This is a genomic window from Streptomyces glomeratus (assembly GCF_021462825.1).
Classification (GTDB): Bacteria; Actinomycetota; Actinomycetes; order Streptomycetales; family Streptomycetaceae; genus Streptomyces; species Streptomyces glomeratus.
The window spans coordinates 109,604-123,151 of the sequence record NZ_JAKEEB010000007.1 but is presented as its reverse complement, the minus strand read 5'-3'; the positions used below and the strand labels follow the sequence as shown (position 1 = coordinate 123,151).

14 protein-coding genes and 1 pseudogene are annotated in these 13,548 nt (G+C 69.8%); 11 read left to right on the top strand and 4 right to left on the bottom strand.

Going from position 1 to position 13,548, the window contains the following annotated elements; all coding sequences use genetic code 11:
• The first annotated feature begins 25 nt into the window (after positions 1-25).
• From recG to mutM, 8 genes are all read left to right on the top strand, one after another.
• Positions 26-2,239, top strand: a complete 2,214-nt coding sequence (gene recG, locus LZ604_RS10995; protein ID WP_234514676.1) for an ATP-dependent DNA helicase RecG — start codon at positions 26-28, stop codon at positions 2,237-2,239.
• 104 nt (positions 2,240-2,343) lie between these two features.
• On the top strand, positions 2,344-2,931 hold the full coding sequence (gene rsmD / locus LZ604_RS10990) for a 16S rRNA (guanine(966)-N(2))-methyltransferase RsmD (RefSeq protein ID WP_234514674.1): 588 nt from the start codon (positions 2,344-2,346) through the stop codon (positions 2,929-2,931).
• Entirely contained in the window at positions 2,928-3,437 is a 510-nt protein-coding gene (gene coaD / locus LZ604_RS10985; RefSeq protein ID WP_234514672.1) for a pantetheine-phosphate adenylyltransferase, read from the top strand. The genes rsmD and coaD overlap by 4 nt, the downstream gene beginning before the upstream one ends.
• A gap of 123 nt (positions 3,438-3,560) precedes the next feature.
• Complete coding sequence (locus LZ604_RS10980; RefSeq protein WP_234514669.1) at positions 3,561-4,643, top strand: ATP synthase F0 subunit B; 1,083 nt, start codon at positions 3,561-3,563, stop codon at positions 4,641-4,643.
• A 164-nt stretch (positions 4,644-4,807) separates the two neighbouring features.
• Positions 4,808-5,452 carry a YceD family protein gene (locus LZ604_RS10975; protein WP_234514666.1) on the top strand — a complete coding sequence of 215 codons (645 nt, stop codon included), beginning with the start codon at positions 4,808-4,810 and terminating at the stop codon, positions 5,450-5,452.
• 2 nt (positions 5,453-5,454) lie between these two features.
• Positions 5,455-5,628, top strand: coding sequence for a 50S ribosomal protein L32 (rpmF, locus tag LZ604_RS10970; protein ID WP_003951102.1), 174 nt, complete (start codon positions 5,455-5,457; stop codon positions 5,626-5,628).
• A gap of 19 nt (positions 5,629-5,647) precedes the next feature.
• Entirely contained in the window at positions 5,648-6,472 is an 825-nt protein-coding gene (rnc, locus tag LZ604_RS10965) for a ribonuclease III (RefSeq protein ID WP_234514653.1), read from the top strand.
• Positions 6,473-6,577: 105 nt separating this feature from the next.
• Complete coding sequence (mutM, locus tag LZ604_RS10960; RefSeq protein WP_234514649.1) at positions 6,578-7,450, top strand: bifunctional DNA-formamidopyrimidine glycosylase/DNA-(apurinic or apyrimidinic site) lyase; 873 nt, start codon at positions 6,578-6,580, stop codon at positions 7,448-7,450.
• A gap of 16 nt (positions 7,451-7,466) precedes the next feature.
• Here mutM and LZ604_RS10955 read toward each other — a convergent pair whose 3' ends face one another.
• Complete coding sequence (locus tag LZ604_RS10955) at positions 7,467-7,853, bottom strand: winged helix-turn-helix transcriptional regulator (RefSeq protein ID WP_234514647.1); 387 nt, start codon at positions 7,851-7,853, stop codon at positions 7,467-7,469.
• Between the two features lie 159 nt (positions 7,854-8,012).
• Between LZ604_RS10955 and LZ604_RS10950 the strand changes: the two genes are divergently transcribed.
• On the top strand, positions 8,013-8,597 hold the full coding sequence (locus LZ604_RS10950) for a flavodoxin family protein (RefSeq protein ID WP_234514645.1): 585 nt from the start codon (positions 8,013-8,015) through the stop codon (positions 8,595-8,597).
• 146 nt (positions 8,598-8,743) lie between these two features.
• On the opposite strand, the gene LZ604_RS10945 is transcribed toward LZ604_RS10950, so the two are convergent.
• Both LZ604_RS10945 and LZ604_RS10940 read right to left on the bottom strand, forming a co-directional pair.
• Complete coding sequence (locus LZ604_RS10945; RefSeq protein WP_234514643.1) at positions 8,744-9,280, bottom strand: hypothetical protein; 537 nt, start codon at positions 9,278-9,280, stop codon at positions 8,744-8,746.
• 522 nt (positions 9,281-9,802) lie between these two features.
• Complete coding sequence (locus LZ604_RS10940; RefSeq protein ID WP_234514640.1) at positions 9,803-10,831, bottom strand: PP2C family protein-serine/threonine phosphatase; 1,029 nt, start codon at positions 10,829-10,831, stop codon at positions 9,803-9,805.
• 436 nt (positions 10,832-11,267) lie between these two features.
• Between LZ604_RS10940 and LZ604_RS10935 the strand changes: the two are divergent.
• Positions 11,268-11,930: pseudogene (locus LZ604_RS10935) on the top strand (tyrosine-type recombinase/integrase); the annotation flags it as partial.
• A 20-nt stretch (positions 11,931-11,950) separates the two neighbouring features.
• Here LZ604_RS10935 and LZ604_RS10930 read toward each other — a convergent pair.
• Positions 11,951-12,925 (bottom strand): CAP domain-containing protein, encoded by a 975-nt coding sequence (locus tag LZ604_RS10930; RefSeq protein ID WP_234514637.1) that lies wholly within the window; start codon positions 12,923-12,925, stop codon positions 11,951-11,953.
• Positions 12,926-13,078: 153 nt separating this feature from the next.
• On the opposite strand from LZ604_RS10930, the gene LZ604_RS10925 reads away from it, so the two are divergent.
• Positions 13,079-13,360 carry an acylphosphatase gene (locus LZ604_RS10925; protein WP_234514635.1) on the top strand — a complete coding sequence of 94 codons (282 nt, stop codon included), beginning with the start codon at positions 13,079-13,081 and terminating at the stop codon, positions 13,358-13,360.
• Positions 13,361-13,548: the final 188 nt, after the last annotated feature.

Here is a 13,548-nt window from a genome sequence, read left to right as displayed (position 1 = left end):
GGCGTTGTCAGTGGCGTGGTGTGCAATGGATCTCGTGCCCGCACTGCAAGAACCGCTGAAGAAGGTGCTCGGCCCCGCCACCGCGAAGGTGATGGCCGAGCACCTCGGCCTGCACACCGTCGGAGACCTGCTCCACCACTACCCGCGCAGATACGAGGAGCGCGGTCAGCTCACCCGGCTCGCTGACCTCCCCATGGAGGAGCATGTGACGGTCGTCGCCCAGGTCGCCGACGCCCGGCTGCACACCTTCGCCTCGGCCAAGGCGCCCCGCGGCAAGGGCCAGCGCCTGGAGGTCACGATCACCGACGGCAGCGGCCGCCTCCAGCTGGTCTTCTTCGGCAACGGAGTGCACAAGCCCCACAAGGAACTCCTGCCGGGCACCCGCGCGCTGTTCGCGGGCAAGGTCTCCGTCTTCAACCGCAAACTCCAACTGGCCCATCCCGCCTACGAGCTGTTGCGCGGCGACGACGTGACCGAGACGGTCGACAGCTGGGCGGGCGCGCTCATCCCGATCTACCCCGCCACGGCCAAGCTGGAGTCCTGGAAGATCGCCAAGTCGGTGCAGACGGTCCTGCCCCGTGCCGAGGAGGCCGTCGACCCCCTGCCGGACTCCCTGCGCGCGGGCCGGGGCCTCGTCTCCCTCCCCGAGGCTCTCCTGAAGGTCCACCGTCCGCACACGAAGGCGGACATCGCCGAGGCCCGCTCCCGCCTCAAGTGGGACGAGGCGTTCGTCCTCCAGGTCGCCCTCGCCCGCCGCCGCCACGCGGACGCCCAGCTCCCGGCGGTGCCCCGCGTCCCCGCCCCGGACGGCCTGCTCGCCGCCTTCGACGCCAAGCTGCCCTTCACCCTCACCGACGGCCAGCGGAAGGTCTCCCAGGAGATCTTCGACGACCTGGCCACCGACCACCCGATGCACCGCCTGCTCCAGGGCGAGGTCGGCAGCGGCAAGACCCTGGTCGCCCTGCGCGCCATGCTCGCCGTCGTGGACGCGGGCGGACAGGCCGCCATGCTCGCGCCCACCGAGGTCCTCGCCCAGCAGCACCACCGCTCGATCGTCGAGATGATGGGAGAGCTGGCCGAGGGAGGGATGCTGGGCGGAGCCGAACAGGGCACCAAAGTGGTGCTGCTCACCGGGTCCATGGGCGCGGCCGGGCGCCGGCAGGCGCTGCTCGACCTGGTCACCGGCGAGGCCGGGATCGTGATCGGCACCCACGCGCTGATCGAGGACAAGGTGCAGTTCCACGACCTCGGTCTGGTCGTGGTCGACGAGCAGCACCGGTTCGGGGTGGAGCAGCGCGACGCGCTGCGCGGCAAGGGCAAGCAGCCGCCGCACCTGCTGGTCATGACCGCCACGCCGATTCCCCGGACCGTCGCCATGACCGTCTTCGGCGACCTGGAGACCTCCGTCCTCGACCAGCTCCCGGCCGGGCGCTCGCCGATCGCCAGCCATGTGGTGCCGGCCGCCGACAAGCCGCACTTCCTGGCGCGCGCCTGGGAGCGGGTGCGCGAGGAGGTGGCGGGCGGTCATCAGGCGTACGTCGTCTGCCCCCGCATCGGTGACGACATCGACGAGCCGGGCGACCCGAAGAAGGCGGGGAGGTCGCCCGAGGACGAGGTGGAGAAGCGACCGCCGCTCGCCGTGCTCGACGTGGCCGGCCAGCTGGCCGGGGGCCCCCTCAAGGGCCTCGGGGTCGAGGTGCTGCACGGCCGTATGCACCCCGACGACAAGGACGCGGTGATGCGCCGGTTCGCCGCCGGGGAGACCGACGTGCTGGTCGCGACGACGGTGATCGAGGTCGGCGTCAACGTGCCGAACGCCACCGCGATGGTGATCATGGACGCCGACCGTTTCGGCGTCTCGCAGCTGCACCAGCTGCGCGGCCGCGTGGGCCGCGGCTCGGCGCCCGGCCTGTGCCTCCTGGTGACCGAGATGCCGGAGGCGAGCGCGGCGCGGCAGCGCCTGAACGCGGTCGCCTCCACCCTGGACGGCTTCGAGCTCTCGCGCATCGACCTGGAACAGCGGCGCGAGGGCGACGTCCTCGGCCAGGCCCAGTCCGGCGCCCGCACCTCGCTGCGCATGCTCGCGGTCATCGAGGACGAGGAGATCATCGCCGAAGCCCGCCAGGAGGCCGCCGCGGTGGTCGCCGCCGACCCGGACCTGGAGCGGCTGCCCGGCCTGCGCACGGCCCTGGAGGCACTGCTGGACGAGGAGCGCGAGCAGTACCTCGACAAGGGCTGACAAGGGTGACCGAGCGCCGACAGCCGCCGGGCTGCGAGACTGGAGGAGCACACCCGCCCCGTGGAACAGGGCTTCGGACCGCATACCGACAAAGGACCGCAGAGATGACCCGCGTGATCGCCGGCCAGGCCGGCGGACGCCGCCTGGCCGTCCCGCCGGGCAACGGCACCCGCCCCACCTCGGACCGGGCGCGCGAGGGCCTCTTCTCCACCTGGCAGTCCCTCCTCGGCGGCCCGCTGGAGGGCGAGCGGGTCCTCGACCTGTACGCCGGCTCGGGCGCCGTCGGTCTGGAGGCCCTGTCCCGGGGAGCCGGCCACACCCTCCTGGTGGAGGCGGACTCCCGCGCCGTCCGCACCGTCCGTGAGAACGTCAGGGCGATCGGCCTGCCCGGCGCCGAAGTGCGGGCGGGCAAAGCGGAACAGATCATCCGCACACCGGCGCCCGACCGGCCGTACGACCTCGTCTTCCTGGACCCGCCGTACGCGGTCACGGACGACGATCTTCGCGAGATTCTCCTCACACTCCGCACAGGGGGGTGGCTCGCGGCCGACGCCCTCGTCACCGTGGAGCGCAGCACCAGAGGCGGGGAATTCCGTTGGCCGGACGGCTTCGAGGCCATCAGGGCCCGTCGTTACGGGGAAGGGACCTTTTGGTACGGTCGCGCCGCCTCTACGTGCGAAGACGCACGATGACCGGACCGGAGAGCGAGGGATCACAAGTGCGCCGCGCCGTCTGTCCCGGGTCGTTCGACCCGATCACCAATGGACACCTCGACATCATCGCCCGCGCCTCCAGGCTGTACGACGAGGTCTACGTCGCGGTGATGGTGAACCAGGCCAAGAAGGGCCTCTTCGACATCGAGGAGCGGATGGACCTGATCCGCCAGGTCACCGCCGAGTTCGAGAACGTCGTCGTGGAGTCCCACCACGGGCTTCTCGTGGACTTCTGCAAGCAGCGCGACATCCCCGCCATCGTCAAGGGCCTGCGGGCCGTCAGCGACTTCGACTACGAGTTGCAGATGGCCCAGATGAACAACGGCCTCTCCGGTGTGGAGACCCTCTTCGTCCCCACCAACCCCACCTACAGCTTCCTGTCCTCCTCGCTCGTCAAGGAGGTCGCGGCCTGGGGCGGGGACGTCTCCCACCTGGTGCCGCCGGCCGTCCTGGAAGCCCTGGGCGAGCGCCTGGGCAAGGGCTGACCGCACCCCACGGAGCGCCCACCACCTCCTGACGGATCGTCACCTGGTGTCGGCGGGGGCGGCAGTGGCCGTACAGTCGACCCGTCCGTCTCCAATACAGCTGTAGAGAGTGGCGAGCACACGGTGGACGTGCAGAAGAAGCTCGACGAGATCGTCGCGATGGTCTCCAGCGCCCGGGCCATGCCCATGTCGGCCTCGTGCGTGGTCAACCGCGCCCAGCTGCTCTCGATGCTCGAAGAGGTGCGCACGGCCCTGCCCGACTCCCTGGCCCAGGCCCGGGAGGTGATCGGCGACCGGGAGCAGATGGTCGAGCGGGCACGCCAGGAGGCCGAGCGGATCATCGAGAGCGCCCATGCCGAGCGCGGCTCCCTGATCTCCGACACGGAGGTCGCCCGCCGCTCCCAGAACGAGGCCGACCGCATCCTCGCCGAGGCCCGCCAGGAGGCCGAGGAGATCCGCGCCGAGGCCGACGACTACGTCGACTCCAAGCTCGCCAACTTCGAGGTCGTCCTCACCAAGACCCTCGGCTCGGTCGGCCGCGGCCGCGAGAAGCTGCTCGGCACCGGCCCGGGCCTCGACGAGCAGGGCTACGAGGACGAGGACGCCCCGGAGCGCAGCCACGACCCCGAAACCCTGCGCCGCGACGCCGACGCGTACGTGGACGCCAAGCTCGGCGCCTTCGAGGCCGTACTCGCCAAGACCCTCGACGCCGTGGGCAAGGGCCGGCAGAAGCTGCACGGCCGGATCGCCACCGACGACCTCGGGGCCCTCGCCGACGACCCGACGACCGTCCAGCACTCCAGCGACGCCGACTACCTCGCCGACCTCGCGGCCCTCGCCGACACCCCGGCGCAGGCCCCCGCGACGCCCGCCCAGGCGCCCGCGATGCCTGCCGAGCCCGCGATTCCGGCCCAGCACCAGCCCGCCTACGCACAAGCACAGGATCCGTACGGGTATCAGCAGCCCGACCAGTACGGCTACCAGCAGACCTACGCCCAGCAGGACGCCTACGGCTACCAGCAGGCGGACCCGTACGCCGCCTACCCGCAGCCGGCAGCGTACGACCAGCAGGCGGCGGCGTACGATCAAAGTCAGGGCCATGGCTACCCGCAGGGCAACGCCCTCGACGAGACCAGCCTCTTCGATACCAGCATGATCAGCGCCGAGCAGCTCCGGGCCTACGAACAGGGCCGTGGCGGTCACTGAGCGTGCCGCCCGCCCGGGTCGCCGGAACGGCCGGATGCAGCGGATTGGGCCGTGAGCGAAAGGTCCAGTATCCTGGCTCTTCGGTCGCGCGTACCCTTCGCGATCCATGCTGCCCGGAACACCACGGACAGCGTCCCCCTTGAGCTTCGAGACCGAAAGCAGGAATGGCTCTGAACGCCCGCCTCGACCACCGCAAACCCCTCGTGTTCGACACGCACGAGCTGGGGCGGCGTCCTGGTGCGCTCCAGCGCCTGACCCGTACGGTCGACGCCCCGAAGGACTTCGGGATCCAGGGGGTCGTCGGAGTGCCGGAAGGCGCCCCGGTGGAGCTGGAACTCCGGCTCGAGTCGGTCATGGAAGGGGTGCTCGTAACAGGCACCGCCCGTGCATCGGCCGAGGGGGAGTGCGTAAGGTGTCTGGAGCCGCTCGAGCTGGAGCTCGAAGCGGAGTTCCAGGAGCTGTTCTCGTACCCTGACGCCGACGACCGGGGCCGTGTGATCGCGGAACCGGGCGACGACGCCGAGGACGACGAGGACAGGTTCTTCCTCGAGGACGGACTCTTCGACCTCGAACCTCTGCTGCGCGATGCGGTGGTGCTCGCACTGCCGATGCAGCCGGTGTGCCGGGAAGACTGCCCGGGTCTGTGCTCCGAGTGCGGAGCGCGGCTCGCTGACGACCCGGACCACCACCACGACGCCGTCGACATCCGTTGGGCGGCACTGCAGGGACTCGCCGGTTCACTCGAACCCGGCGATAAGGACGAGATGAGCGGCGCCGAAGCGGGCGTCGACGAGAAGCAGGAGAAGTAGCCGTGGCTGTTCCGAAGCGGAAGATGTCGCGCAGCAACACGCGCCACCGCCGGTCGCAGTGGAAGGCTGCGGTCCCCACCCTGGTTGCGTGCGAGCGCTGCCACGAGCCCAAGCAGCAGCACATCGCGTGCCCCTCGTGCGGCACCTACAACAAGCGCCAGGTCCTCGAGGTCTGAGCGGTTGGTGAGAGGTCTGATGTCTGACGCCAAGGCGGACCCAAACGCCAGGAAAAGGGCGGACAACACAGCCTCGTCCCACACGCTTCTGGAAGGGCGGCTCGGCTACAAGGTCGAGTCCGCCCTTCTGGTGCGTGCGCTGACCCACCGCTCGTACGCGTACGAGAACGGCGGTCTGCCGACGAACGAGCGCCTGGAGTTCCTCGGGGACTCCGTCCTCGGCCTCGTCGTCACGGACACGCTGTACCGCACCCACCCCGACCTGCCCGAAGGCCAGCTGGCCAAGCTGCGGGCCGCGGTGGTCAACTCGCGTGCGCTGGCGGACGTGGGCCGCGGCCTCGACCTGGGCTCCTTCATCCGGCTCGGCCGGGGCGAAGAGGGCACGGGCGGCCGGGACAAGGCGTCCATCCTCGCCGACACCCTCGAAGCGGTGATCGGCGCTGTCTATCTCGACCAGGGGCTGGACTCGGCGGCGGAGCTGGTGCACCGCCTGTTCGACCCGCTGATCGAGAAGTCCTCGAATCTCGGTGCCGGCCTGGACTGGAAGACCAGTCTCCAGGAGCTGACCGCGACCGAGGGGCTCGGTGTTCCCGAGTACCTGGTCACGGAGACCGGCCCGGATCACGAGAAGACCTTTACTGCTGCCGCCCGCGTCGGAGGCGTCTCGTACGGCACCGGCACCGGCCGCAGCAAGAAGGAGGCGGAGCAGCAGGCCGCGGAGTCGGCCTGGCGTTCCATCCGCGCCGCCGCGGACGAGCGCGCCAAGGCAGCGGCCGAGGCGGCGTCCCCCGACGGGGCCGCCGAATCCGTCCCGGCCCCGTCCAGCGACACGGCCACGGCCTGAATCCTTCACACTCGGACCCCGTCCCGGCGTACGCGCCGCGGCGGGGTCCGTTTCATGGGAGGTACTCTTCGGGCGTCGCCCCGTTCATCCCCGCGGAGGAGCCCCGTGCCCGAGTTGCCCGAGGTCGAGGTCGTGCGGCGCGGCTTGGAGCGCTGGGTCGCCCACCGGGCCGTCGCCGATGTGGAGGTGCTGCACCCGCGTGCCGTCCGCCGGCACACGGCGGGCGGCGAGGACTTCGCCCACCGCCTGAAGGCGCAGCTCCTCGGCACCCCGAGCCGCCGCGGCAAATACCTCTGGATCCCGGTCGAGGGCACCGGCACGGCGGTCCTGGCCCACCTCGGCATGAGCGGACAGCTCCTCGTCCGGCCGCACGACGCCCCCGACGAGAAGCATCTGCGCATCCGCCTGCGGTTCGACGACGGCCTCGGCACCGAGCTCCGGTTCGTCGACCAGCGCACCTTCGGCGGGCTGTCGCTGCACGACACCACCCCCGACGGGCTGCCCGACGTGATCGGGCACATCGCCCGCGACCCTCTCGACCCGCTCTTCGACGACGCCGCCTTCCATCAGGCCCTGCGCCGCAAGCGCACGACCATCAAGCGGGCCCTGCTCGACCAGTCGTTGATCAGCGGGGTCGGCAACATCTACGCCGACGAGGCACTGTGGCGCGCCCGCGTCCACTACGAGCGCCCGACGGCCCACTTCACCCGCCCGGGCACCGCCGAACTCCTCGGCCACGTACGGGATGTGCTGAATGCCGCGCTGTCCGTCGGCGGCACCAGCTTCGACAGCCTCTATGTCAACGTCAACGGGGAGTCCGGCTACTTCGACCGGTCACTGGACGCGTACGGCCGCGAGGGGTTGCCCTGCCGGCGTTGTGCGACGCCCATGCGCCGCCGCCCCTGGATGAACCGGTCGAGCTACTTCTGCCCGAAGTGCCAGCGGACGCCGCGCAGCGCGCCGCCCGTGATGCCGTAGAAGCGCCCGGGAAGCGTCAGTCCGTGCGGGCGTCGTCGTAGCGACGGCGAGCTTCCAGCACGTCGTCCATGCGTCCCTCCACGAAGTGGATGAGGCCGAGCAGACGCTCGGCGACCTCGTGCCCCAGCGGAGTCAGCTCGTAGTCCACGCGCGGGGGATTCGTCGGCTGTGCCTCGCGGTGCACGAGACCGTCCCGCTCCAGCGCGTGCAGGGTCTGGGACAGCATCTTCTCGCTCACCCCGTCGACCCGGCGGCGCAACTCGTTGAAGCGGAGTGAGCCTTCGTGGAGCGCGCCGAGGGTGAGTGACCCCCAGCGTCCCGTCACGTGCTCGAGCGTGCCCCGCGACGGGCACGCCTTGCAGAACACGTCGTACGGGAGGTTCTCCTCCTGCGTGGTCGTCATGACCGCAGCGTACTCCAGCACAGCGCTAACTCGCAGGTTGCGCTAACTGAAGGTTAGTGCTTTCCTTGGGTCATCGCCCGATCGAGGGGCGCCGCTGCGCCGCGGCCCTCGTCCCCGTCCCCTGCGGACGTCCTTCCGTTCCCATCAGGAGAACCCATCGTGACCACCCCTGTTGTCTCCATCGCCTACCACTCCGGCTACGGCCACACCGCCGTCCTCGCCGAGGCCGTGCGGGAGGGTGCCGCCGAGGCCGGCGCCCAGGTGCACCTGATCAAGGTCGACGAGATCACCGACGAGCAGTGGGCGGCCCTCGACGGCTCGGACGCGATCGTCTTCGGTTCGCCGACCTACATGGGCACCGCGTCCGCCGCGTTCCACGCCTTCGCCGAGGCCTCGTCGAAGCGCTGGTTCGGGCAGGACTGGAAGGACAAGCTGGCCGCCGGTTTCACGAACTCCGGATCCAAGAGCGGCGACAAGCTGCACACCCTGCAGTTCTTCCAGGTGCTGGCGGCGCAGCACGGTATGAACTGGGTCAGCCTCGGACTCCACCCGGGCTGGAACAACAGCGCCGGCTCCGAGAACGACCTCAACCGCCTCGGCGTCTTCCTGGGTGCCGCCGCGCAGACGAACGTCGACGAGGGCCCCGACGGCGTCCACAAGGCCGACCTGGAGACCGCCCGCCACCTCGGCCGCCGTGTCGCGGAGACGGCCCGGCTGTTCGCCCTGGGTCGCGCGGCGGCGTAGGCGCCGCACACGGCCCGTGCCCCCGACCGGGAGACCGGTCGGGGGCACGCGCGCAGGGCGAGGGGGCGTCGCAGGAGCCGAGGAACGGCCCAGCGACGGGCCGGAGCCGGTCCGGTCATGCGCGGCCTGGCCCGGTCATACGCGGCCTATGCACCCCGCAGGCCGAGGTCGGCGCCGCTGCGAAGATCCGGGAAGCCCTGGGCGATGAGTGCCGCGGGCTCGAGGCAGGCATGACGAGTTGACGCTTTGGCCGGGTTGCCGGCGCAGCCAAGCCGCTGGTACCTGGCGACAGCGGTCCGGAGCTTCTCCGCGACAGAACGCAGCGTGGCAAAGCCTTCGTGCCGCCCGATCTGCTCCAGGGCGATCGATGCATCCGCTCCTGTGGCTTCGGCCGCGGAGACGCACTCGGCAGTGAACATCCCCGCCGACGAGGTGGAGCAGGGCGACCCCGTTCCGGAACCGAACCGCGTCTCGCCGGGCGAGAGCCGGTCCTCCAGGATCGTCTTGACATGCTCGGCGACAGCCGCCTGGGACGACCGGGGAGCCTCCGCCCGGCCTGCCGACGCGGCCGGTGAAGCGGCGGCTCGGCCGGGTTTCGGCTCGGCGGGGGCAGCGCTGCACCCTGCCGCCAACGCCAGAGCCGTCATTCCACCGCAGGCCATCCAGATCAGCTGCCGCTTCACCAGGTCCCGCCCCTCACCTCGCATGTTCGGGGCGGGATCCCATCCGTGCCTTGGCCGCGTCCAGCCAAGGTCGCCCGGGCGGCGGCCCAGGGAGGTTCTCGAGCCTCTGGCCTGCGGTTGTCTGCGGTTGTCTCAGTAGCCGAAGAAGTGAAGGGCCGGGTCTATGACCTGCGGCCGTGTGATTGATCCACGCTGCGACCTGCGACTTAGCTGTCGGTGGTTGTCAGCGTTGGTCGTCGTTGAGCACCCCCGCACGGCCCAGAGACGGCCCGGGGGAAGGTGCCGCAGTGTGCCCCCTCGAAGCGAACTATGGGCAGGATGGTCATTGAGGTCAGGTGGGCTGGTCAACTGGTCGCCAAGGACCGTTGGCGGTCGGTGGCGGTCGTGGTGGTTGCTGTACTTCACTGCTGTACTGCACTGGGTCGTTCCCCCAGGTCAGAAGTGCTGCGTGACCGCATATCGAAGGACATCGAGACGCCGCACTCATCACAGGTCGATTGGTCAACCGATGGCGCTATGCCGTCAGCGGGTGATTGCGATCAAGGCGGCGTCGTCGTCGAGTCGGCCGCCGACGTGGTTGAGAAGGTCGCCGCGGAGGTGGTTAAGGAGTGCCGTGGGATGGCGGTGGTTCGGGTGGGTGAGTCGTTTGGCGAGCGGGTAGAACTCGCCGTCGGTATTGCGGGCTTCGATGGCACCGTCGGTGTAGAGGAGGAGGGTGTCTTTGGCGCGTAGGGCGAAGGTGTCGAGGTGATAGGTGGTTTGCGTCAATGCGCCCAGTCCCAGCGGGGGCGCGGGTTGGCCGGCTTCCAGGGTCACGACGTCGTGCGCTCGTAGGAGCAGCGGTGGGGGGTGTCCGCAGGTGACGCTCCGCACGAGGGGCTCGGCGTCGGGGATTTCGAGGAGAGTGGCGGTGACGAACGCCTCTTCGGTCTGTTCGGGGCTCACTGCTTCGGATGCGTCGCTGCGGATACTTGAATCCAGGTAGGCGGCGAGTTCCGGCAGCGTGGTCAGCCGGCGGGCGGCGTCGCGGAAGGTGCTGATGGTGTGGGCGGCGTTGCCGACCGCCGCCAGGCCTTTGCCTCGAACATCGCCGATGATCAACCGTGTCCCCGTGGGCGTGCGCACGGCGGCGTAGAGATCTCCGCCGATGCGCGCTTCATCCTCTGCCGCCAGGTACGTCGAGGCCAGGCGAAGCGGGCCGAGTCGGTGGGGGAGAGGAGGCAGTATGGCGCGTTGCGCGGCTTCGGCGACTGCGCGCAGCTGGACCAGCTTTCGCTGTCCGTGTTCCGTCAGGTACCGGGCGATCACGACGGCCACCGAGGTCGCAATGAGGGCAGCCGCCTGTGGCGGGTTCACCGATTGGCGGACCAGGTAGATGGCCATCAAAGCCGACACGGCCATGATGGCGACAAGTGAGGTCACCCGGGAGCTCGCGTACCAGGAAGTGAGTACAGGCACCATGATCAGCAAGTCGCCGAGATGAACTGAGTAAGGCACCTGAAGATCGATGAGTGTGATCGCGAGAATGAGCAGCAAGGCGATGGTCAGCATGGATCGTGGTTGCGGCAAGGTGCGCGAGTGAACGAGTGACGGCCTAGCTCGGTGATGCATCAGGTGTGGATCCTGCATGCAACCTGGAGCCGTATACGCACGGTCGAGGAACGTGAATGCCATGTGCTGCTCCGTCTCTAAGGGATCATATCCTCGGTTCTGATGATTCTATCAATCAAAACGGACATATGCGGGCATGCGGGGTCATGTGTGGCAGGTCACAAGTGCTGTGGATGCCGGCCGGGCTTGATCAGGGCGAGTCTCCGCGGCTGGGGTGACGACTGACCCGCCGTCCCTCGTGGTGCACGGTACCGAGCGGTCGGACTTTGGCCGGGAGCTGCTTTGGAGCGAGTGATCATGGCCCCGTAAGCTTCCGGCGCGTCGGGCAGTCTGTGGACCTGCCCGGTAAAGCACGACGTGGGGGCCATGATCTTCGAGGCTCGCCGCGGTTCGCTCGGAGCTGCCGGAGCGCTACCAGGCCCTCGTGAACGTGGCGGCCGGATGCGGCCTGCGTCAGGGCGAGGTCTTCGGCCTGGCCGTGGACGACGTGGACTTCCTCGGGGGAGTGGTGCACGTGGTCCGGCAGGTCAAGCTACTGCGGTTACATCGGCCAGTGTTCGCGCCACCGAAGGGCGGCAAGGAGCGTGATGTTCCTCTGCCTGAGTCCGTCGCCTTCGCGCTGGCTGGTCACCTGAAGCGCTACCCGGCCACAAGGATCACGTTGCCCTGGAAGACGCTCGACGGTCCGCCCGTCACCGCATCCTTGCTCTTCACCGGGCCCATGGACCTGGCTCTGGACCGGAACCGCTTCAACGACCGCGTATGGCGGCCGGCACTTCGGGCTGCTGACGTCGAGACCGGGCGGGACAACGGCATGCACGCGCTGAGGCACTTCTACGCCTCGGTGCTCCTGGACGCGGGGGAGAGCATCAAAGCCCTCAGCGAGTACCTGGGCCACCATGACCCCGGCTTCACGCTGCGCACCTACACGCACCTGATGCCGTCGAGTGAGACCCGAACCCGGGCCGCCGTTGATCGCGTCTTCCAGGGTGACGAGCCTGCGGATGACGGCCCCGAGACGGCCCAGGAAGGGTTCTAGGTCGCTGACCTGCGGTTATCTCAGTAGCCGAAGTCCTGGGTCCACCAGGGGCCACCGGCGCCGTGATGCACGCCGACGCCCAGCGTCTTGAAGTCGCAGTTCAGTATGTTCGCGCGGTGACCGGGGCTGTTCATCCAGGCGTCCATCACCTCCTGGGCGGTCGCCTGGCCGCGGGCTATGTTCTCGCCGCCCAGGTCCGTTATCCCCAGTGTGGCGGCCCGGTCCCAGGGGTCCTTGCCGTTCGGGTCGGTGTGGTCGAAGAAGTTCCGCGTGGCCATGTCATCACTGAACGCCTGGGCCAGCACCGTCAGCTCACTGCTCGGGGACACCGGGGTGCAGCCCACCTTGGCCCGCTCCTCGTTCACGAGAGCGAGCACCGCGGCCGTGGCCGAGGCCGGGGCGGACCTGGGCGGCGGAACGTGGGTCTTGGGATCCTTCGGGGGCTTCTTCGCAGGTGGAGCGGTCGTCGCCGTCTGCGTCTCGGCCGGGGACGGCGACTGCGACTGCGACTGCGACTGCGAGGGTTCGCGCGTCTGGCCGGTCGAGGACGCCGGAGCCGAGGGGGTCGCGGTCGGCGAGGTGGCACGCCCGCGGTCGTGGTCGCGGCTCGTGGACGTCGAGCCCCGCCCGTCGGCCGTGCCGCTCGTGCCGCCTTGCTGGGTGGCGAAACCCGACGGGGTGGTGCCGCCGGCCTGCACATCGCCGGCGTCGCCGCTCACCGTGAAGGTCTTGGCGCCGGGCAGAACGCCCGTCGCGACCGCCGCGGTGCCCAGCGCGACGGCCGCCGAGACGCCCAGCAGACCCGTGCGCACCGGGGTGGCGGCCTTCTTTCTGCGGTGCGAGCGTGTCGCCTGCCGCTCGGCCTCCAGGACCGCGGCGAAGCCGTAGAGGTTTTCCGGACCGTAGCGCTCCGTGGGGGTTTCGTTCTTCTGTGTCACCCCGGTCGCGCGGCCGGTGGTGGCGCGTCCGGCGGCGGAGCGTCGGTGGCGTCCCATCTGCTGGCCTTCCTGGTCTTGCGGTCAGCGCTACTCGATCGAAACTCCCTCGATCGAGGGAGTTTCACATGAGCTTCATATGGGTGGGGACGGTACAGCATGGCGCGTGGGGAGGAAGTGCCCACTGGGACATTGGCCGGTTAGCGTGCAGCCATGAACGACGATGCGCGGCTCGTCGCGTGGGTGCGCGGACGTGTCCAAGGTGTGGGTTTCCGCTGGTTCACCCGGGCCAAGGCGCTCGAGATCGGCGGCCTCAGCGGCTTTGCCCTGAATCTCGACGACGGGAGGGTCCAGGTGGTCGCCGAGGGTCCACGCAAGGACTGCGAGGGCCTGCTGGACTGGCTGCGGGGTGACGACACACCCGGGAGGGTGGACGGAGTCACTGAGATTTGGGACACGCCCCGCGGCGGCTACGACGGCTTCGCGATCCGCTGAGCCCGGGCCGCGGCTCCCCCGGCGGAAGCGGAATGACGTGCCACCGGCATCTGCCCCCAGCGGAAAGGCCCAGGTAGTTGCCAAGAACGGCCGGCCGTGGCAGGCTCCGCGGACAAGAATGATCGCCACGCCCTCCGGGGTCCGAGGGAGCCGCCGCGCCGCCCGCCGAGGGCCGCGTGCCCCGGGAC

Coding starts and splice junctions, on each gene's coding strand:
- recG (WP_234514676.1), top strand. CDS start 26: ATGGATCTCGTGCCCGCACTGCAAGAACCGCTGAAGAAGGTGCTCGGC.
- rsmD (WP_234514674.1), top strand. CDS start 2,344: ATGACCCGCGTGATCGCCGGCCAGGCCGGCGGACGCCGCCTGGCCGTC.
- coaD (WP_234514672.1), top strand. CDS start 2,928: ATGACCGGACCGGAGAGCGAGGGATCACAAGTGCGCCGCGCCGTCTGT.
- LZ604_RS10975 (WP_234514666.1), top strand. CDS start 4,808: ATGGCTCTGAACGCCCGCCTCGACCACCGCAAACCCCTCGTGTTCGAC.
- rnc (WP_234514653.1), top strand. CDS start 5,648: ATGTCTGACGCCAAGGCGGACCCAAACGCCAGGAAAAGGGCGGACAAC.
- LZ604_RS10955 (WP_234514647.1), bottom strand. CDS start 7,853: ATGACGACCACGCAGGAGGAGAACCTCCCGTACGACGTGTTCTGCAAG.
- LZ604_RS10940 (WP_234514640.1), bottom strand. CDS start 10,831: ATGCTGACCATCGCCTTGCTGCTCATTCTCGCGATCACACTCATCGAT.
- LZ604_RS10930 (WP_234514637.1), bottom strand. CDS start 12,925: ATGGGACGCCACCGACGCTCCGCCGCCGGACGCGCCACCACCGGCCGC.
- LZ604_RS10925 (WP_234514635.1), top strand. CDS start 13,079: ATGAACGACGATGCGCGGCTCGTCGCGTGGGTGCGCGGACGTGTCCAA.